15 protein-coding genes are annotated in these 19,539 nt (G+C 66.3%); 14 read left to right on the top strand and 1 reads right to left on the bottom strand.

Features of this window, described 5'->3' with window-relative positions; all coding sequences use genetic code 11:
* The first annotated feature begins 1 nt into the window (after position 1).
* From ftsL to ftsZ, 13 genes are all read left to right on the top strand, one after another.
* Positions 2-331 (top strand): cell division protein FtsL, encoded by a 330-nt coding sequence (gene ftsL, locus ACODSU_RS11915; RefSeq protein WP_488842463.1) that lies wholly within the window; start codon positions 2-4, stop codon positions 329-331.
* A complete protein-coding gene (locus ACODSU_RS11910) occupies positions 328-2,073 on the top strand; it encodes a peptidoglycan D,D-transpeptidase FtsI family protein (RefSeq protein WP_015012549.1) in 1,746 nt (581 codons plus the stop codon). Before ftsL ends, ACODSU_RS11910 begins: the two co-directional genes overlap by 4 nt.
* A complete protein-coding gene (locus ACODSU_RS11905) occupies positions 2,073-3,587 on the top strand; it encodes a UDP-N-acetylmuramoyl-L-alanyl-D-glutamate--2,6-diaminopimelate ligase (protein WP_488842462.1) in 1,515 nt (504 codons plus the stop codon). Before ACODSU_RS11910 ends, ACODSU_RS11905 begins: the two co-directional genes overlap by 1 nt.
* Positions 3,578-5,044: a UDP-N-acetylmuramoyl-tripeptide--D-alanyl-D-alanine ligase gene (locus ACODSU_RS11900; protein ID WP_488842461.1), complete on the top strand. Its 1,467-nt coding sequence runs from the start codon at positions 3,578-3,580 to the stop codon at positions 5,042-5,044. Before ACODSU_RS11905 ends, ACODSU_RS11900 begins: the two co-directional genes overlap by 10 nt.
* A gap of 39 nt (positions 5,045-5,083) precedes the next feature.
* Positions 5,084-6,262 (top strand): phospho-N-acetylmuramoyl-pentapeptide-transferase, encoded by a 1,179-nt coding sequence (gene mraY / locus ACODSU_RS11895; RefSeq protein ID WP_015012552.1) that lies wholly within the window; start codon positions 5,084-5,086, stop codon positions 6,260-6,262.
* Complete coding sequence (murD, locus tag ACODSU_RS11890; protein WP_488842460.1) at positions 6,259-8,226, top strand: UDP-N-acetylmuramoyl-L-alanine--D-glutamate ligase; 1,968 nt, start codon at positions 6,259-6,261, stop codon at positions 8,224-8,226. Before mraY ends, murD begins: the two co-directional genes overlap by 4 nt.
* A complete protein-coding gene (gene ftsW, locus ACODSU_RS11885; RefSeq protein ID WP_488842459.1) occupies positions 8,223-9,491 on the top strand; it encodes a putative lipid II flippase FtsW in 1,269 nt (422 codons plus the stop codon). The genes murD and ftsW overlap by 4 nt, the downstream gene beginning before the upstream one ends.
* The gene (gene murG, locus ACODSU_RS11880; protein WP_488842458.1) at positions 9,488-10,552 is read left to right on the top strand and encodes an undecaprenyldiphospho-muramoylpentapeptide beta-N-acetylglucosaminyltransferase; all 1,065 of its coding nucleotides are present in this window, start codon (positions 9,488-9,490) and stop codon (positions 10,550-10,552) included. The genes ftsW and murG overlap by 4 nt, the downstream gene beginning before the upstream one ends.
* The gene (murC, locus tag ACODSU_RS11875) at positions 10,549-11,982 is read left to right on the top strand and encodes a UDP-N-acetylmuramate--L-alanine ligase (RefSeq protein ID WP_488842457.1); all 1,434 of its coding nucleotides are present in this window, start codon (positions 10,549-10,551) and stop codon (positions 11,980-11,982) included. The genes murG and murC overlap by 4 nt, the downstream gene beginning before the upstream one ends.
* Positions 11,979-12,968: a D-alanine--D-alanine ligase gene (locus tag ACODSU_RS11870; RefSeq protein WP_015012557.1), complete on the top strand. Its 990-nt coding sequence runs from the start codon at positions 11,979-11,981 to the stop codon at positions 12,966-12,968. The genes murC and ACODSU_RS11870 overlap by 4 nt, the downstream gene beginning before the upstream one ends.
* A complete protein-coding gene (locus tag ACODSU_RS11865; protein WP_488842456.1) occupies positions 12,968-13,771 on the top strand; it encodes a cell division protein FtsQ/DivIB in 804 nt (267 codons plus the stop codon). The genes ACODSU_RS11870 and ACODSU_RS11865 overlap by 1 nt, the downstream gene beginning before the upstream one ends.
* Before the next feature lie 107 nt (positions 13,772-13,878).
* Positions 13,879-15,108, top strand: coding sequence for a cell division protein FtsA (gene ftsA / locus ACODSU_RS11860; RefSeq protein ID WP_015012559.1), 1,230 nt, complete (start codon positions 13,879-13,881; stop codon positions 15,106-15,108).
* Positions 15,109-15,259: 151 nt separating this feature from the next.
* Positions 15,260-16,501 carry a cell division protein FtsZ gene (gene ftsZ / locus ACODSU_RS11855; RefSeq protein ID WP_209816169.1) on the top strand — a complete coding sequence of 414 codons (1,242 nt, stop codon included), beginning with the start codon at positions 15,260-15,262 and terminating at the stop codon, positions 16,499-16,501.
* A gap of 142 nt (positions 16,502-16,643) precedes the next feature.
* Here the strand turns inward: ftsZ and ACODSU_RS11850 are convergent, their stop codons facing one another.
* Complete coding sequence (locus ACODSU_RS11850; protein WP_488842455.1) at positions 16,644-18,425, bottom strand: methyl-accepting chemotaxis protein; 1,782 nt, start codon at positions 18,423-18,425, stop codon at positions 16,644-16,646.
* Between the two features lie 178 nt (positions 18,426-18,603).
* On the opposite strand from ACODSU_RS11850, the gene lpxC reads away from it, so the two are divergent.
* Positions 18,604-19,527, top strand: a complete 924-nt coding sequence (gene lpxC, locus ACODSU_RS11845; RefSeq protein ID WP_015012562.1) for a UDP-3-O-acyl-N-acetylglucosamine deacetylase — start codon at positions 18,604-18,606, stop codon at positions 19,525-19,527.
* The last annotated feature ends 12 nt before the right edge of the window (positions 19,528-19,539 follow it).

The raw sequence follows: 19,539 nt of genomic DNA, 5'->3' as shown, positions 1-19,539 counted from the left end.
CATGACGCGGCTGAACGTGGTCCTTTTGCTGGCGGTGCTGGCCAGCGCGATCTACCTGGTGCACACCCAGTACGAATCGCGCCGCCTGTTCACCGAGCTGGACCGCGCGGTGGCCGAGGCGCGCCGTCTGGAGACGGAGTACCAGCGCCTGCAGGTGGAAAAGCGCGCCCAGGCCACGCCGCTGCGGGTGGAAAGGATCGCGCGCGCGCAGCTGAACATGCGCACGGCCACACCGGCCATCACGCAGTACGTGTCTGACCCACAGGGTGTCGCAACTGCCAATGCAGCAGCGGCAGCCGCCGCTTCGCAACCTGCGGGGGCGCAGCCATGAGTCGCAGCGTGCTCTACACGTCCAGCCCCTTGCTGGCCAGCAAGACACCGGTCTGGCGCAGCAAGTTCATCGTGGCGGTGATTGCGCTGGGTTTTCTGGGGCTGGCCGGCCGGGCGGCTTATGTGCAGGTGTTTGGCAACGCGTTCTTCCAGCGCCAGGGTGAGGTGCGGTTTGCGCGCACGCTGGAGCTGCCTGCCAACCGCGGCAAGATCGTGGACCGCAACGGTCTGATCCTCGCATCCAGCGTGCCGGCTGCGAGCATCTGGGCCATTCCCGAAGACGTGGACCAGGACAAGCCCGAGGTCCGCGCCAAGCTCAAGCAGCTGGCCAAGCTGCTGGACATGCCGCAGGCCGATCTGCTGAAGAAGCTGGCGGACGAGGACAAGACCTTTGTCTGGATCAAGCGCCAGCTCGACTGGGATGTGGGCCAGCAGATTGCAGCCCTGGACATCAAGGGCATCTACCAGCGCAAGGAATACAAGCGCCAATACCCCGAGGGCGAAGCCGCCGCGCACGTGGTGGGCTTCACCAACGTGGAAGACCACGGCCAGGAGGGCATGGAGCTGGCGTTCGACAAGGAGCTGGCGGGCAAGCCCGGTTCGCGCCGCGTGATCAAGGACCGCCTGGGTCGCGTGGTGGAAAGCGTGGGCGAAACCGTGCCCCCGGTCGACGGCAAGGACATGCAGCTGTCCATCGACAGCAAGGTGCAGTTCTTTGCGTACCAGAAGCTGCGCGACCAGGTGGCCGCGCACAAGGCCAAGGCGGGCAGCGTGGTGGTGCTCGATGCCCACACCGGCGAGCTGCTGGCGCTGGCCAACTACCCCAGCTACGTGCCCGACAAGCGCCAGAACCTCACCGGCGAGCAGTTGCGCAACCGCGCGCTCACCGACGTGTTCGAGCCCGGCTCCACCATGAAGCCGTTCACCATTGGCCTCGCGCTGGAGACGGGCCGCGTGCGCCCCGAGACCATCGTGGATACCAACCCCGGGCGCATCACCATCACCGGCTCCACGATCTCGGACACGCACAACTATGGCGTGCTCACGGTGGAAGGCGTGATCCAGAAGTCCAGCAACGTGGGCACCACCAAGCTGGCCATGCAGATGCCCGCGCGCGAGATGTGGGAGACCTTCTCGGCGGCCGGTTTTGGCCAGAAGCCGCAACTGCACTTCCCGGGTGTGGTGACGGGCCGCCTGCGCCCTTACAAGAGCTGGCGCCCGGTAGAGCAGGCCACCATGTCCTACGGCTACGGCCTGTCGGCCAGCCTGTTCCAGATGGCACGCTCGTACACCGTGTTTGCCAATGGTGGCCGGGTCATTCCCGCCACCATGCTCAAGACCAGCGAACCCGCCGTGGGCGTGCCCGTGTTTTCTGAGCGCACGGCCGACCAGGTGCGCAAGATGCTGCAGATGGCCGCAGGCCCCGGCGGCACGGGCCAGAAGGCGCAGACCGTGGGTTACTCGGTGGGCGGCAAGTCAGGCACCGCGCGCAAGCAGGTGGGCAAGAACTACGCCTCGGGCAAGTACCGCGCGTGGTTCACCGGCATGGCGCCCATCGACAAGCCCCGCATCATCGTGGCCGTGATGATCGACGAGCCCAGCAACGGCGTGTTCTACGGCGGCGCTGTGGCCGCGCCCGTGTTCAGCGAGGTGGTGCAGCAAACCCTGCGCATGATGGGCGTGCAGCCCGACATGGCGGTCAAGCCGCAGATCGTGGCCAATGCGGTGGAGGAGTCGCTGTGATGCAAGCCCCGCTCCATACCCTGCAGACCGCTGGCGACGCGGTGCAATGGCTGCGCACGCGCGTCACCGGCACCCTGCACACCGACAGCCGCCAGATCACGCCCGGCGACGGCTTCATTGCCTGGCCTGGTGCCGCCACCGATGGCCGCGCGCATGTGGCCGATGCCATGGTGCGCGGCGCCACGGCCTGTCTGGTCGAACAGGCGGGGGTCGAGGCTTTCGCTTTCGAGGGCGACCACATGGCCGCGCTGCCAGGCCTCAAGGCCGCCACAGGGCCCATCGCCGCTGAATGGTTTGCACAACCCACGCAGCAGCTGAAGGTGCTGGCCGTGACCGGAACCAACGGCAAGACCAGCACGGCCTGGTGGCTGGCGGGTGCGCTGAATGTGCTATCGAACGAGGAGCGCTCGGGGCGAGATCAATGTGCGCTGGTGGGCACTTTGGGAATGGGAGTGCCTCCCGCGCTGGCCTCCACCGGCATGACCACGCCCGACCCGGTGCGGTTGCATCGCGCGTTTGCCCAGTTTGTGGCGCTGGGCCTTGTTGCCTGCGCCATCGAGGCCTCGTCGATTGGACTGGCCGAAGCCCGGCTCGACGGCACGCAGATCCACACCGCCATCTTCACCAACTTCACGCAGGACCACCTGGACTACCACGGCAGCATGGCCGATTACTGGTTGGCCAAGCGCGCCCTGTTTGATTGGCCCGGCCTGCAGACCGCCGTCATCAATGTGGACGACCCCGCAGGCGCCCAACTGCATGGCGAGCTGAAAGGCAGTGCGCTGGATCTGTGGAGCGTCTCGGCCCAGGCGCCTGCACGCCTGACGGCACAAGACATCACCCTGGGTGACCAGGGCCTGCGCTTCACGGTGGTGGAGGGTACTGACCGTCATCTGCTGCAAACCCGTGTGATCGGCCAGTACAACGTACTCAACCTGCTGGGCGTGCTGGCCACGCTGCGCAGCCTGGGTGTGCCGCTGGGCCGCGCCGTGCACGCCTGCGCCAGCCTGCAACCCGTGCCGGGCCGCATGCAGCGGCTGGTGGCAGCGGGCCAACCCCTGGTGGCGGTGGACTACGCCCACACCCCCGACGCTTTGGACAAGGCCCTGCAAGCCCTGCGCCCCCTGGCGGCCGAGCGTGGCGGGCGGCTGTGGTGCGTGTTCGGCTGCGGCGGCGATCGCGACGCGGGCAAGCGCCCGCTGATGGGGGCGGTGGCCCAGCAGCAGGCCGACCAGGTGGTGGTGACCAGCGACAACCCCCGCAGCGAAGACCCGGCCGCCATCCTGCACCAGATCCTGCAGGGCACGATTGCCGGTGGCACGGTGCGCGCCGAGCCCGACCGTGCCGTCGCCATCGCCCAAGCCATTGCTGAGGCTGCGCCCGCCGATGTGGTGCTGATTGCCGGCAAGGGCCACGAAGACACCCAGGAGACGGCAGGCGTGCGCGTGCCGTTTTCCGACATGGCCCACGCGCAGGCTGCGCTGCAGGCCCGAGGAGCCCACACATGGGCATGAACAGTTTTGAACCCGTCATGACCCTGCGGCAAGCCTGGGCGCTGCTGCAGCCAAGTATCCCCACCGCCCGTCTGGTGGGCGATGGCGCCACCCCGCTGGCGCGTGTGCACACCGACACGCGCACGCTGCAGCCGGGCGATTTGTTTGTGGCCCTCAAGGGCGAGCGTTTTGATGCCAACGCCTTTTTGGCCGATGCCCGTGCAGGCGGCGCTGCAGCCGCTATTGCGCACGGTGGCCTGGAAGCCGCGGGCTTGTCCGGCATCGAAGTGCCCAACAGCCTGGCTGCGCTGGGCGCACTGGCCACCGGCTGGCGCGCGCAGTTCCACCTGCCGCTGATCGGCGTGACGGGCAGCAACGGCAAGACCACGGTAACGCAGATGATTGCGTCCATCCTGCGTGCCTGGCAGGGCGACGCCGCATTTGCCACGCAGGGCAATTTCAACAACGACATCGGTGTGCCGCTGATGCTGATGCGCCTGCGCGCCAGCCACCGCGCCGCCGTGATCGAGATGGGCATGAACCACCCTGGCGAGATCGCCACACTGGCGGCCATGGCCCAGCCCACGGTGGCCTTGGTCAACAACGCGCAGCGCGAGCATCTGGAATTCATGCACACCGTGGAGGCTGTGGCCCGCGAGAACGGTTCGGTGTTTGCTAGCCTGCCCGCCGATGGTGTGGCCGTATTCCCGGCAGGGGATGCCTACACCAGCCTCTGGCAATCGCTTGCCATGCAGCAGCCCGGCCGCCGCACGGTGACCTTTGGCGATGGCGGGGACGTCCGCTGTGCGCAGGCCACCTGGGAGCGTGGCGCCTGGGCGGTCACCCTGGCCACGCCACGCGGCGAGATCACCACCCGTCTGCACATCGCAGGCCGCCACAACGTGTCCAACGCGCTGGCGGCCACGGCGTGCACGCTGGCAGCGGGTGCACCGGTTGCGGCCATTGCCCAGGGGCTGCGCGACTTCACGCCGGTCAAGGGCCGTTCGCGTGCGTTCAGCGTGTCCGTCGCAGGCCGCGACATCACGGTGGTGGACGACACCTACAACGCCAACCCCGATTCCATGCACGCGGCCATCCAGGTGCTGGCTGAACTGCCAGGCCCGCAACTGCTGGTGATGGGCGACATGGGCGAGGTGGGCGACCAGGGCCCGCAGTTCCATGCCGAGGCGGGCGCACTGGCCCGTGAGGCGGGCATCCCCACGATGTTTGTGCTGGGTGCGCAGTCGGTGCATGCTGCTTCGGCCTATGGCGATGGGGCCCGGCATTTCAACGAGATGGCCGCCCTGCAGGACGCCGTGCGCAACGCCCTGCCCACGGTGGGCAGCGTTCTGGTCAAGGGATCGCGATTCATGAAGATGGAACAGGTGGTCGAGGCGATCAGCGCCGCCGCACTGCCCGCAGAACAACAACAAAAGCCGATCAACCCACGGGAGGGACACCATGGCGCAACGCATTGAAATTGCCCGCACGGTGCCAGCCTGCGCCGGAGGTGCCACATGCTGCTGATGCTGTCGCAATGGCTGCAGGGCTTGTCGCCCGAGTTCGGCTTTTTCCGAGTGTTTCAGTACCTCACGTTCCGTGCGGTGATGGCCGCCATGACGGCGCTGCTCATCGGGCTGGTGGCTGGCCCCAAGGTGATCCGCATCCTCACCTCGCTCAAGATCGGCCAGCCCATCCGTGGCTATGCAATGCAGTCGCACCTGTCCAAGAGCGGAACGCCCACCATGGGTGGTGTGCTGATCCTGTTGTCGATTGCCATTTCCACCCTGCTGTGGTTTGACCTGTCCAACCGCTTTGTCTGGATCGTACTCATCGTCACGCTCGGCTTTGGCGCCATCGGCTGGGTGGACGACTGGCGCAAGGTGGTCAACAAAGACCCCGAGGGCATGCGCTCGCGCGAGAAGTATTTCTGGCAGTCGGTGATCGGCCTCATGGCCGCGCTGTACCTGGTGTTCAGCATTTCCGAAAGCTCCAACGCCAAGGTGTGGGAGCTGTTTGTGGGCTGGGTGCAGTCGGGCTTCTCCTTGGACCTGCCGCCCAAGGCGGGCCTGCAGTTACCCTTTTTCAAAGAGGTGAGCTACCCGCTGGGCGTGCTGGGTTTCGTGATCCTCACCTACCTGGTCATCGTGGGTTCGAGCAATGCGGTGAACCTGACCGATGGTCTGGACGGCCTGGCCATCATGCCCGTGGTGATGGTGGGCTCGGCACTGGGCGTGTTTGCCTATGTCACCGGTAGCTCGGTGTACTCCAAGTACCTGTTTTTCCCGCACATTCCGGGGTCGGGCGAGCTGCTGATCTTCTGCGCAGCCATGGCGGGCGCAGGCTTGGCGTTTTTGTGGTTCAACGCGCACCCTGCCCAGGTCTTCATGGGTGACGTGGGTGCGCTGGCGCTGGGCGGTGCCCTGGGCACCATCGCCATCATCGTGCGCCAGGAAATCGTGCTCGCCATCATGGGCGGCATCTTTGTGGTCGAGGCGCTGTCGGTGATGCTGCAGGTGACCTGGTTCAAGTTCACCAAGAAGCGCTACGGCGAAGGCCGCCGCCTGCTCAAGATGGCGCCGCTGCACCACCACTTTGAAAAGAGCGGCTGGAAGGAGACCCAGGTGGTTGTGCGCTTCTGGATCATCACCATGCTGCTGTGCCTGATTGGGCTGTCCACGCTGAAACTGCGATGAACCCGAACGATCCTCTTATCCCTGACCCCCTCGGTACACCCGAGGCTATGCCCCCGTTGGCAGGGGCCGGGGTGGGTGCGGACCGCGCTCCCGAGGGCGATTCGGCCATGCAGGCCCCTTTGCCCGCAGAGCCAGCAGAGCCAGCAGAGCCCGCAGCGCCTGAGGCGAATCCGCAGCAGGATGTTGCCGTGACAGGCAGTGAGGCCACAGACGCTGCGCCCGCAGCCAAAAGCACCAGCACCGCCTGGAACCCCGAGGCCGTGCCCGCCGTCTCCGCCGCGAAGGCAGCGGCGGACTTTGTGGCGCAGATCTTTGCCGAGGTGACCGCCCCCGAGCCGGGCGCTGCGGACAGCGCGGACGTTGCCGAGACCGCTGAGGCCGACGAGTCCACCACGCCGGATGTGCCTGCAGGCCCGGCGCGCGAGGGCGTTGCGAACCTGCTGCAAGACCAGCACATCCTGATCCTCGGCCTGGGCGCCTCGGGCATGGCGATGGCACGCTGGTGTGTGCGCTGCGGTGCACAGGTCACCGTGGCCGACACGCGCGCTGCCCCGCCACAACTGCCCGCGCTGCAGCAGGAGCTGCCCCAGGTGCGTTTTGTGTCGGGCGCATTCGATGCCAGTCTGGTGCAGGGGCAGAACCTGCACGCGGTCTATCGTTCGCCAGGGCTGAGCCCCGAGGCAGTGGCTCCTGTTTTGGAAGCGGCTCGTGCAAACAACATCAGCGCTGGCGGTGAACTGAGCCTGTATGCCACGGCCTTGGCCGCGCTGCGTGCATCGCATGCCTATGCCCCGGCCGTGCTCGCCATCACCGGCACCAACGGCAAGACCACCGTGACCTCGCTCACCGGCCAGCTAGTGGAACGCTCGGGCAAACGTGTGGCCGTGGCCGGCAACATCGGTCCGACGCTGCTCGACACCCTGGCAGAACACCTGGATGCCGACACCTTGCCCGATGTGTGGGTGCTTGAACTGTCGAGCTTTCAGCTGGATGGTGTGCATGGGGGTGAAGGCGGCTTCGAGCCCACAGCCGCCACGGTGCTCAACATCACGCAGGACCACCTGGACTGGCACGGCAGCATCGAGGCCTACGCTGCGGCCAAGGCACGCATCTTTGGCCAGACGGGCTTGATGATCCTGAACCGCGAAGACCCTGCGGTGATGGGCATGCTGCCACCGCCCGTCAAGGTCAAACTGCAAAAGCCCCAGGTGCGCGCGCACATCACCTTTGGTGGCGACATGCCGCGGCGTCCGGGCGACTTCGGCATTGAGGTGGTCAGTGGTATGCCCTGGCTGGTGCGTGCCATGGACGCCGACGAAACCCGCAAGCGTGGCCGCAACGAGGTTGAAGAGGACCTGCACATCCAGCGGCTCATGCCGGCGGATGCGCTGCGCATCCGGGGGCGCCACAACGCCACCAACGCCTTGGCGGCGCTGGCGCTGGCCACAGCAGCGGGTTGCCCGCTGGCGCCCATGCTTTATGGCCTGCGTGAATACCGGGGCGAGCCGCACCGTGTGGAGCCCGTGGCCATCATCCACGGCGTCGAATATTTTGACGACAGCAAGGGCACCAACGTAGGCGCCACGGCGGCAGCGCTGGTGGGGTTGGGCACGGAGCGGCGTCTGGTGGTCATTCTGGGCGGAGAAGGCAAGGGGCAGGACTTTGCGCCCCTGGCAGTCCCCGTCGCGCGCTATGCACGTGCGGTGGTGCTGATTGGCCGCGACGCACCGCTGATCCGCGCTGCGCTCCAGGACGCCGGCGTGCCGCTGCTCGATGCGGGCACCTTGCCGGAGGCCGTCGCACTGGCTGCGCAGCGCGCCCATTCGGGCGATGCGGTACTGATGTCGCCTGCCTGTGCCAGCTTTGACATGTTCAAGGACTACGAGCACCGCGCCCACGTCTTTTGCGAGACCGTGCGGGCGATGGCCGACGATGCGGGCCAGTCGGCGGAGGGCATGCAATGACGGCACCCGCCAGCACCTTGCTCCAACGCGTGACCGGCTGGTTCGGCGGCCTGCCCGGCAAGGCGGCCGACGTGTTGCCCGTGCGCGTGGGCGGCACCGAGTACCGCCAGTCGTCCAGCACGCCCGCGAGTGTGCTGGGTTTTGACCAGGCGCTGCTTTGGGTGGTGGTGGCGCTGCTGGCCTGGGGGCTGGTGATGGTCTATTCGGCGTCGATTGCTATGCCGGACAACCCGCGCTTTGCCAACTATGCGCCCACCCATTTCCTGACCCGCCACATGATGTACTTGGTGGTGGGCTTTGTGGCGGCGCTGCTGGCGTTCCAGGTGCCCATGGCGCTGTGGGAGCGCGTGGCGCCCTGGTTGTTCATCGTGGCGCTGCTGATGCTGGTGGCGGTGCTGATCCCCGGCGTGGGTAAGGTGGTCAATGGCGCGCGCCGTTGGCTGTCCATCGGGCCGGTGGGCTTCCAGCCGTCCGAGGTGGCCAAGTTTGCGGTGCTGATCTATGCCGCCGACTACATGGTGCGCAAGATGGAGGTGAAGGAGCGCTTCTTCCGCGCCGTGCTGCCCATGGGCGCTGCGGTGGCCATCGTCGGCGTGCTGCTGCTGGCCGAGCCCGATATGGGCGCCTTCATGGTGGTGGCCGTGATTGCCATGGGCATCCTGTTCCTCGGCGGTGTGAATGCCCGCATGTTCTTCCTGATTGCTGGCGTGCTGGTCGGTGCCTTTGCGTTGATGATCGCCAGCTCCCCATGGCGTCGCGAGCGCGTGTTTGCCTACCTCGACCCTTTCAGCGAACAACATGCGCTGGGCAAGGGCTACCAGTTGTCGCACTCGCTGATCGCCATCGGGCGCGGTGAGATTTTTGGAGTCGGACTGGGCGGCAGCGTGGAGAAGTTGCACTGGCTGCCCGAGGCGCACACCGACTTCCTGATGGCCGTGATCGGCGAGGAGTTTGGCCTTGTGGGTGTGGTGGCGCTCATCATCCTGTTCCTCTGGATGACCCGCCGCATCATGCACATCGGCCGACAGGCCATCGCGCTGGACCGGGTGTTCTCCGGCCTTGTCGCGCAGGGCGTGGCGATCTGGATCGGCTTCCAGGCCTTTATCAACATGGGCGTGAACCTGGGCGCGCTGCCGACCAAGGGGCTCACGCTGCCGCTGATGAGTTTTGGCGGGTCAGCGATTCTGATGAATCTGGTGGCGCTGGCGGTGGTGTTGAGAGTTGACTACGAGAACAAGCTCCTCATGAGAGGGGGGCGCGTATGAGCGTTCAGAAAACCGCTTTGATCATGGCCGGCGGTACGGGCGGCCACATTTTCCCCGGCCTGGCCGTGGCCGAACAGTTGCGCACGCGTGGCTGGCGGGTGCACTGGCTGGGCGCGCCCGGCAGCATGGAGTCGCGCATCGTGCCGCAGCACGGCTTTGCGCTGGAACTCATCGATTTCTCCGGCGTGCGCGGCAAGGGGCTCGTCACGCTGGCCCTGCTGCCGCTGCGCCTGTTGCGCGCGTTCTGGCAGGCGCTGCAGGTCGTGCGCCGTGTGAAGCCCGATGTGGTGGTGGGCCTGGGCGGTTACATCACCTTTCCGGGCGGGATGATGGGCGTGCTCGCGGGCAAGCCCCTGGTGCTCCACGAGCAGAACTCGGTGGCGGGCATGGCGAACAAGGTGCTGGCCGGTGTGGCCGACCGGGTGTTCACCGCTTTTCCTAACGTGTTTAAAAAGGGCCAGTGGGTGGGCAACCCGCTGCGAACCGCCTTCACGCAGCAGCCCGGCCCGGCCGAACGGTTTGCGGGCCGCAGCGGCCCGCTGCGCCTGCTGGTGGTGGGTGGCAGCCTCGGCGCACGTGCGCTCAACGAGATCGTGCCCCAGGCCATCGCGCTGATGCCTGCCAACCAGCGTCCCACCGTGGTCCACCAAAGCGGTGCGGCGCAGATCGATGCGCTGCGCGCCAACTATGCCGCCGCGGGTGTCGAGGCAGAGCTGACGCCTTTCATCGACGACACCGCCAGCGCGTTCGCAGCGGCCGACATCATCGTCTGCCGCGCGGGTGCGAGCACCGTCACCGAGATCGCGGCCGTGGGCGCTGCGTCCATCTTCGTACCCTTCCCGTCGGCCGTGGACGACCACCAGACCACCAACGCGCAGTTCCTGGTGAATGCGGGCGGCGGCTGGCTGGTGCAGCAGCGCGACCTGACGCCCCAAGGGTTGTCTGAAATGCTATTGAAATTGGAGCGGTCCACGCTTGTGGATGTAGCGCTCAAGGCCAAAAACATGCAAAAAATCAACGCCACCCGCGAGGTGGTGACTGCCTGCGAGGAGTTGGCATGAAACACGCGATTCGCCACATCCACTTCGTAGGCCTGGGCGGCGCCGGCATGAGCGGTATTGCCGAAGTGCTGTTCAACCTGGGCTACCGCATCTCGGGCTCGGACCTGGCCGACAGCGCTACGCTGCGCCGCCTGGCCGACCTGGGCATCAAGACCTGCCTTGGCCATGCGGCAGCGCACATCGATGGTGCCGACGCCGTGGTCACGTCCACGGCGGTCACTTCGGACAACCCTGAAGTGCTGGCAGCACGTGAGAAGAAGATCCCCGTGGTGCCGCGCGCGCTGATGCTGGCCGAGCTGATGCGCCTCAAGCAGGGCATTGCCATTGCGGGCACGCACGGCAAGACCACCACCACCAGCCTTGTGACCAGCGTGCTGGCCGAGGCGGGACTGGACCCGACCTTTGTGATCGGCGGCAAGCTCAACAGCGCGGGTGCCAATGCCAAGCTGGGCAGCGGTGACTACATCGTGGTCGAGGCCGATGAGTCCGATGCGTCGTTCCTGAACCTGCTGCCCGTGATGGCGGTGGTGACCAACATCGATGCCGACCACATGGAGACCTACGGCCACGACTTCGGCCGGCTCAAGGGCGCGTTTGTGGACTTTTTGCACCGCATGCCGTTCTATGGCACGGCCATCCTGTGCGTGGACAGCCCCGCCGTGCGCGACATTCTGCAAAGCGTGACCTGCCCTATCACCAGCTACGGCTTCTCGGAAGACGCCCAGGTGCGTGCCATCAACGTGCGCGCCGAGGCGGGCCAGATGCGCTTCACGGTGCAGCGGCGCAACGGCGTCACGCTGCCCGACATGGAAGTCGTGCTCAACCTCGCGGGGGAGCACAACGTGCTCAACGCGCTGTCGGCCATTGCCGTGGCGGTGGAGCTGAACATCCCCGATGAGGCCGTGCAACGCGCGCTGGCGGGCTTCAAGGGTGTGGGCCGGCGCTTCCAGCGCTATGGTGACCTGCCCGCGAAGGACGGCGGCACCTTCACGGTCATCGACGACTACGGCCACCATCCCGTGGAAATGGCCGCCACGCTGGCGGCCGCACGTGGCGCGTTTCCCGGGCGCCGCCTGGTGCTGGCCTTCCAGCCACACCGCTACAGCCGCACGCGCGATTGCTTCGAGGATTTCGTCAAAGTCATCGGCAATGCCGACGCGGTACTGCTCACCGAGGTGTACGCCGCAGGCGAGGCGCCGGTCGTGGCTGCCGATGGACGCTCGCTGGCCCGTGCCCTGCGGGTGGCAGGGCGGGTGGAACCGGTGTTTGTGGACAACGTGGCCGATCTGCCCCAGGCCATCGCCGACAACGCACGTGCGGGTGACGTGGTGATGTGCATGGGAGCCGGCTCCATTGGCGCCGTGCCTGGCAAGGTGGTTGAGATGCTACAAAATAATGAGCTAAAAGCGCATGAAGGGAGAGCACCATGACCCTTCCTGAATCGAATATCGACGTGAAATCGCTGGGCAAGGTCGCCGTCCTGATGGGCGGGGACTCGGCCGAGCGCGAGGTGTCGCTGATGTCGGGCAGCGGAGTGCTGCAGGCGCTGCGCTCGCGGGGCGTCGATGCCCATGCGTTTGACCCTGCGCAGAATGCGCTGGGCGATTTGAAGCGCGACGGATATGCGCGCTGCTTCATCGCACTGCACGGCCGTCATGGCGAAGACGGCACGGTGCAGGGTGCGCTGGAGCTGCTGCGCATTCCGTACACCGGCCCCGGGGTGATGGCCTCGGCCATCGCCATGGACAAGGTCATGACCAAGCGGGTGTGGCTGGCCGAGGGCCTGCCCACGCCGCGGTACGTATGGTTGGCCCCTGACCGTCAACAGCGTGAAGTGGTGCGCACCGTGCCCGACGAGCTGGGTCTGCCGCTGATCGTGAAGCCGCCGCGCGAAGGTTCGTCCATCGGCGTGACCAAGGTGCGCGGCTATTCCGACATGCAGGAGGCCGTGCAGCTGTCGGCCCAGTACGACCCGGACGTGCTGTGCGAAGAATTCATCGAGGGCGAAGAGGTGACCTGCCCCGTGCTGGGCCAGGGCGCCAATGCCCGTGCGTTGCCGGTGATCCGCATCGTGGCGCCCGATGGCGCCTATGACTACCAGAACAAGTACTTCACCGACGACGTGAAGTACCAGTGCCCGAGCGGCCTGCCCGAGGCCGAGGAGCGCGAAATCCAGCGCATCGTGCTGGAGGCCTACCGCACCCTGGGCTGCCGGGGCTGGGGCCGTGCCGACCTGATGATCCGCGCGAGCGACCGCAAGCCCTTCCTGCTGGAGATGAACACATCCCCTGGCATGACGGGTCATTCGCTCGTGCCCATGTCGGCCCGTGCCTCGGGCATCAGCTACGAAGAGCTGTGCCTGCGCATCCTCGCCGATGCAGCACTGGACACGCCCGCAAAGCCAAAGGCTGCCTGATGAATCAGACCCTGCCCGCACCCCTGGACGTCAAGCTCATGAACCTGACCGCATCGGTCCTGTTCGTGGGCTGCGCCATGGCCGTGCTGGCGGCGGGCGCGTGGTGGGTGCTGCGCTACCCCGGCTTTGCCATCGCACGCATCGTGGTGCAGGGCGAACTGGTGCACAACAACGCGGTGACGCTGCGGGCCAACGTGGCGCCGCACCTGGTGGGCAACTTCTTCACGGTGGACCTGCGCGCGGCGCGCGAGGCCTTCGAGCAGGTGCCCTGGGTTCGCCGCGCGCAAGTGCGTAGGGTCTACCCCGGCAGCCTGCGCGTGGAGTTGCAGGAGCACGACGCCGTGGCGTATTGGGGCCCGGACACTGGCTCTGCGCTGGTCAACAGCCAGGGCGAGGTCTTCGAGGCGAATGTGGGCGATGTGGAGCAGGAAGGCCTGCCGCGCCTGCAGGGGCCTACAGGCAGCTCGGCCGAGGTGCTGCAGATGTACGGGCTGCTGGAGCCGGTGTTCCAACCCCTGGGGCTGGACGTGGAAGAACTGGAGCTGACAGGGCGGGGCGGCTGGCGCGCCACCCTCGACAGCGAGGCTGTGGTGGAGCTGGGCGGCGGAACGCCGCAGGAAGTGGTGCAGCGCACGCAGCGGTTTGTGCGCACCCTCACCCAGGTGGCCGCGCAGTACGGCCGCCGCGTGGATGCGCTGGAGTCGGCAGACCTGCGCCACGCCGGGGGCTACGCGCTGCGCCTGCGGGGCGTGACCACAGTGAGTGCAGATGCAACCGGCGCGACGGCTGTGCGCAAGAGGTGATGGCATGAGGAACAACAGGACTGGACGCAGCATGCTGCAGGCCCCGAGAGGGCGGTGTGAGGGCTTGGTGGGACAGCGGGACAGAACCGAGAAGGGCAGAGACTGATATGGCAAGAGAATACAAAGACGTCGTCGTGGGGCTGGACATTGGCACCGCCAAGGTCATGGCCGTGGTGGCCGAGGTTCTGCCCAATGGCGAGCTGAAGCTCGCAGGCTTGGGCGTGGCCCCGAGCAATGGTCTCAAGCGGGGCGTGGTGGTCAACATCGATGCCACGGTGCAGAGCATCCAGCAGGCCTTGAAAGAAGCCGAGCTGATGGCCGACTGCAAGATCCAGCGCGTCTACACCGGCATCACCGGCAGCCACATCCGCGGCCTCAACTCCAGCGGCATGGTGGCCGTGAAGGACAAGGAGGTCACTTCGGCCGACGTGGCTCGCGTGGTGGAGACGGCCAAGGCCATCAACATCAGCAGTGACCAGCGCCTGTTGCTGGTGGAGCCGCAAGAGTTTGTGATCGACGGGCAGGATGTGAAGGAGCCCATCGGCATGAGCGGCATCCGCCTGGAGGCCAAGATTCACATCGTGACCGGTGCACAGAGTGCGGCCGAAAACATCATCAAGTGCGTGCGCCGCTGCGGCCTGGAGGTCGAGCAGCTCATGCTGAACCCGCTGGCCAGCAGCCAGGCCGTGCTGACTGACGATGAGCGCGAGCTGGGCGTGGTGGTGGTGGACATCGGCGCAGGTACGACGGATGTGGCCATCTTCACGGGTGGTGCGATCCGTCACACGGCGGTGATCCCGATTGCGGGCGACCTCATCACCAGCGACATCGCGATGGCGCTGCGCACCCCTACGAAGGACGCCGAAGACATCAAGGTCGAAAGCGGCTACGCCAAGCAGCTGCTGGCGGACCCCGAGGCGCAGGTGGAAGTGCCCGGCCTGGGCGACCGCAGCCCGCGCATGCTGAGCAAACAGGCGCTGGCCGGTGTGATCGAGCCGCGCGTCGAAGAAATCTTCTCGCTCGTGCAGCAGGTGGTGCGCGAGTCGGGTTACGAAGAAGTGCTGTCCTCGGGCATCGTGCTCACGGGCGGCAGCTCGGTGATGCCCGGCATGATCGAACTGGGCGAAGACATCTTCCTCAAGCCCGTGCGGCGCGGCATCCCCAAGTATTCCAGTGCGCTGGCGGACATGGTGGCCCAGCCCCGTGCAGCCACGGTGATGGGGCTGCTTGAAGAAGCCCGGCTGGCGCGCCTGCGCGGCTTCAAGGTGGCTCAGAAGAGTGGGTCCATGAAGACCGCATTCGGTCGCTTCAAAGATTTCATCGTGGGGAATTTCTGACCATGAAATATCCCCTGTGGCTAGCGCGTGGGAGCCCTCACCAGATACCGCGCGAGCGATGGCGATGTACAGGACCGCCACGCACTACAAGAAAAATGATCCCATCTCTCAATTGGCAATTGCATACGAATTTAGAACCAGGAGCTCCAAGATGACCATCGAAATGATCGAAGCCGAAGAATTCAACCAGGGCACCCAGATCAAGGTGATCGGTGTGGGCGGCGGCGGCAGCAATGCCGTCGAGCACATGATTGCTCGCAGCGTGCAGGGCGTGGAGTTTGTCAGCGCCAACACCGACGCGCAGGCGCTTACACGCAGCTCGGCCCACCGCGTTATCCAGCTGGGCAACAGCGGGCTGGGCGCAGGGGGCAAGCCCGAGAAGGCCCGCGACGCGGCCGAGGCAGCGGTGGCCGATATTCGTGAAGCCATTTCCGGCGCCCACATGCTGTTCATCACGGCGGGCATGGGCGGCGGCACGGGCACGGGCGCGGCGCCCGTGATCGCGCGCGTGGCAAAGGAGATGGGCATCCTCACCGTGGGCGTGGTCACCAAGCCTTTCGATTGGGAAGGTGGTCGCCGCATGAAGAATGCAGACGATGGCCTGGCCGAACTGGAAGCCAACGTGGACTCGCTGATCGTGGTGCTCAACGAAAAGCTGCTGGACGTGCTGGGCGACGACATCACCCAGGACGAGGCCTTTGCCCACGCCAATGACGTGCTCAAGAACGCCGTGGGCGGCATCGCTGAAATCATCAACGAATACGGCCAGGTGAACGTGGACTTTGAAGACGTGCGCACCGTGATGGGCGAGCCCGGCAAGGCCATGATGGGCACGGCCACGGCGAGCGGCCCAGACCGTGCACGCATCGCTGCCGAGCAGGCCATTGCCTGCCCGCTGCTCGAAGGCATCGACCTGTCGGGCGCCAAGGGTGTGCTGGTGCTGGTCACGGCCAGCAAGGGCAGCCTCAAGCTGTCCGAGTCGCGCCAGGCCATGAACACCATCAACGCCTACGCATCGACCGACGCGCACGTGATCTTCGGCGCCGCCTACGACGAAAGCCTGGGCGATGAGATCCGCGTGACGGTGGTGGCCACGGGCCTGTCGCGTGCCAATGCACGCCGCCAGCCCATCTCGGTGGTGCAAGGTGGTCTGCGCACGGGCACGGACAACATGGCCTACCAGATGCCCGTCGCCGGTGTGGGCACGCTGGGTGCCGCTGTGGGCGTGCCTGGCGGCCATGCGGGCAGTGCCCAGGCCGACTACGGCAGCATGTCGGTGCCCAGCGTGTGGCGCACCAACCGCACGCAGGCGGCAGCCCGCGTGGATGCCCTGTCGTCCGGCGGCATGGATGACCTGGAGATCCCCGCCTTCCTGCGCAAGCAGGCGGACTGACAGCCCCGCTGATCGCACTCCGCCGCCCCTTGATGGGGGGTAAAACAAAAAGCCCTGCCAGCGCAAGCTGGCAGGGCTTTTTTACTGATGTAGCGTGCTTCAGCGCGCGTTCAGGCCTGGGTGGCCCAAGGCCTCTCAGCGATCAGAAAGACTCCCAATCATCGTTGTTGTCTGCCGCAGGCTTGGGGCTGCTGGCCTTGGGGGGCAATGCCGCCGCTGGGGCGGGTGAAGGCGCCGCAGGGCGAGGGGCTGCCGGCGCCTTGGCCAGGGCCGGGCGGGGCGCTGCCGCACGCACGGCGGGGGCCACGGTGGGGTGGGGCGCGGCTGCGGGGCGGCTGGCTGGGGCGGGCGCGGAGGTGCTGCCGTTCACGCGGAACAGCGCCACCACCTGGGTGAGCTTCATGGCTTGCTCGCGCAGGCTGTCGGCGGCGGCCGTGGATTCTTCCACCAGCGCCGAGTTTTGCTGGGTCATCTGGTCCAGCTGGTTCATGGCCGTGTTGACCTGCGCGATGCCTTGGCTCTGCTCCGATGTGGCCGCACGGATCTCGCCAATGATGTCGGTCACGCGCTGCACGCTGGCCACGATCTCCGTCATGGTGGCGCCCGCATTGCCCACCAGGGCGGTGCCGGACTCGACCTTTTCGACCGACGCGCCGATCAGCGACTTGATCTCCTTGGCAGCCTCGGCGCTGCGCTGCGCCAGGCTGCGCACCTCGCCCGCCACGACTGCAAAGCCCCGGCCCTGTTCCCCTGCGCGGGCGGCCTCCACGGCGGCGTTGAGCGCCAGGATGTTGGTCTGGAACGCGATCCCGTCGATGACGCCGATGATGTCGCTGATCTTCTTGCTGCTGGCGTTGATGTCCTGCATGGTGGACACCACTTGCGACACCACCTCGCCCCCGCGTGCGGCCACTTCGGCGGCGGACGTGGCCATCTGGTTGGCGGTCTGCGCGGAGTCGGACGTCTGCTTCACCGTGCTGGTCAGCTCCTCCATGCTGCTGGCTGTGGTCTGCAGGTTGCTGGCCGTGTCTTCGGTGCGGTGGGCCAGGTCGTTGTTGCCTTGCGCAATTTCGCTGGACGCGGTGGCGATGCTGTCGGTGGCCGAGCGCACTTCGGTCACCAGCTTGCGCAGCGAGGTCACCATGTGTGCGAGGCCGTCCAGCATGGAGCCCGGAGGGGCGGCCGGAATCTGCGCGTCCAGGTTGCCTTCGGCCACCTCGGACATGATGGCAATGGCATGGGTGGGCTCGCCGCCAATCTGGCGCAATACCGAGCGCGACACCAGCAGGCCGATCACCCCCACCGCCACAAACACCGCCAGCACCAGCGCCAGGCTCGACCACAGGGCCTGGCGCAGCATGACATCTACGTCGTCCGTATACAGCCCGGAGCCGACCATCCAGTTCCAGCCATCCACCTTGACGATGTACTGCAGCTTGGGCACGGGCGTCTGCTGGCCGGGACGCGCAAACATGGTGGGCACAAAGGCCTTGCCATCCTTGCTGTTGCGCATGCCGTTGACCAGCAGGCCGATGATGTCCACGCCCGAACCGTCCTTGACCTTGCCGAGCATGTCCTGCCCGTCCCATTCGGTCTTGAAGGGGTGCATCACGCCCACGCCCTCCGTGGTCCAGATGTAGAAATATTCGGTCTTGCCCTCGGGGCCGCCGTAACGGGCAATGCGCAGGGCGTCCTTGGCGGCTTTCTGCGCATCTTCCACCGACATGGCGCCGCTGGCGGCCTTGGCTTGGTAGCCGACCACGATGCTGTGGGCGGACTGGACGGCGGTGGTCAGCATGTCCTTGCGGGACTCGGTGATCAGCCGTCGCTCCTGGAGGAGGGACAGGATGGCCATGATCAGCAGCGCCGTGAGCGCGGTGCCGATCATGAGCATGACCTTCATCTTGAAACTGAGCTTGCTCATGGGAGTCTCCTGTGGGGCGGGTTTAATGTGTTCATGTTGTGGTTTCCAAGGCCCTCTGTACCAAATTTTGCGACCAAGCATGGGGCCTGCACAGTAGGTGAAAACGCGGCGGTAGCTCTACGTAGCCGACAAGACCTCGGCGCGTGCGGGGCGGTGCCGCAGAAACTAAAATGCACGGATGCTCCAGCAACGCACCCTCAAGACCCTGACCCGCGCCGTAGGCGTGGGTCTGCACAGCGGCCAGCGGGTCGAGTTGACCCTGCGGCCCGCGCAGCCGGACACGGGCATCGTGTTCCGGCGGGTGGACCTGCCGCAGCCGGTAGACATTCCCATCCGTGCCGAGGCGGTGACGGACACGCGGTTGGCGTCCACCATCGCGGTGGGCAATGCCAAGGTGCACACCGTGGAGCATCTGATGTCGGCCTGTGCGGGGCTGGGCATTGACAACCTCTACGTGGACATTACGGCCGAGGAGGTCCCCATCCTCGACGGGTCTTCAGCCTCGTTCGTGTTCCTGCTGCAAAGCGCCGGGGTGGAGCTGCAGAACGCGCCCAAGCGCTTCATCCGTGTCACCCGCCCCGTGGAGGTGCGCGAGGGCGAGGGTGCCAATGCTAAGTGGGCGCGCCTCACGCCGTACCACGGCTACAAGCTCAGTTTTGAAATCGACTTTGACCATCCGGCCGTGGACTCCACCGGCCAGCGCGTGGAGTTTGACCTGGGGCAAGGCAACTACAGCCGCGACATTGCCCGTGCGCGCACGTTTGGCTTCACCCGCGATGTGGAGATGATGCGCTCCAACGGCCTGGCGCTGGGAGGCGGGCTGGACAACGCCATCGTGATGGACGACTACAAGGTGCTCAACAGTGACGGCCTGCGCTACGACGACGAGTTCGTGAAGCACAAGATCCTGGATGCCATGGGCGACTTGTACCTCATCGGCAAGCCGCTGCTGGCCGCCTACAGCGCCTTCCGTTCGGGCCATGCGATGAACAACCTGCTGCTGCGCGAACTGCTGGCCCAGCGCGATGCCTGGGAGGTGGTCACCTTCGAGGACGAGCGCCAGGCACCCACCGGCTTTGCGCAGCCTGCGCGTGCTTGGTAGGGCCCGCTGGCC

The organism is Acidovorax sp. FG48, assembly GCF_057809085.1.
This window is presented reverse-complemented; position numbering and strand designations above follow the sequence as displayed.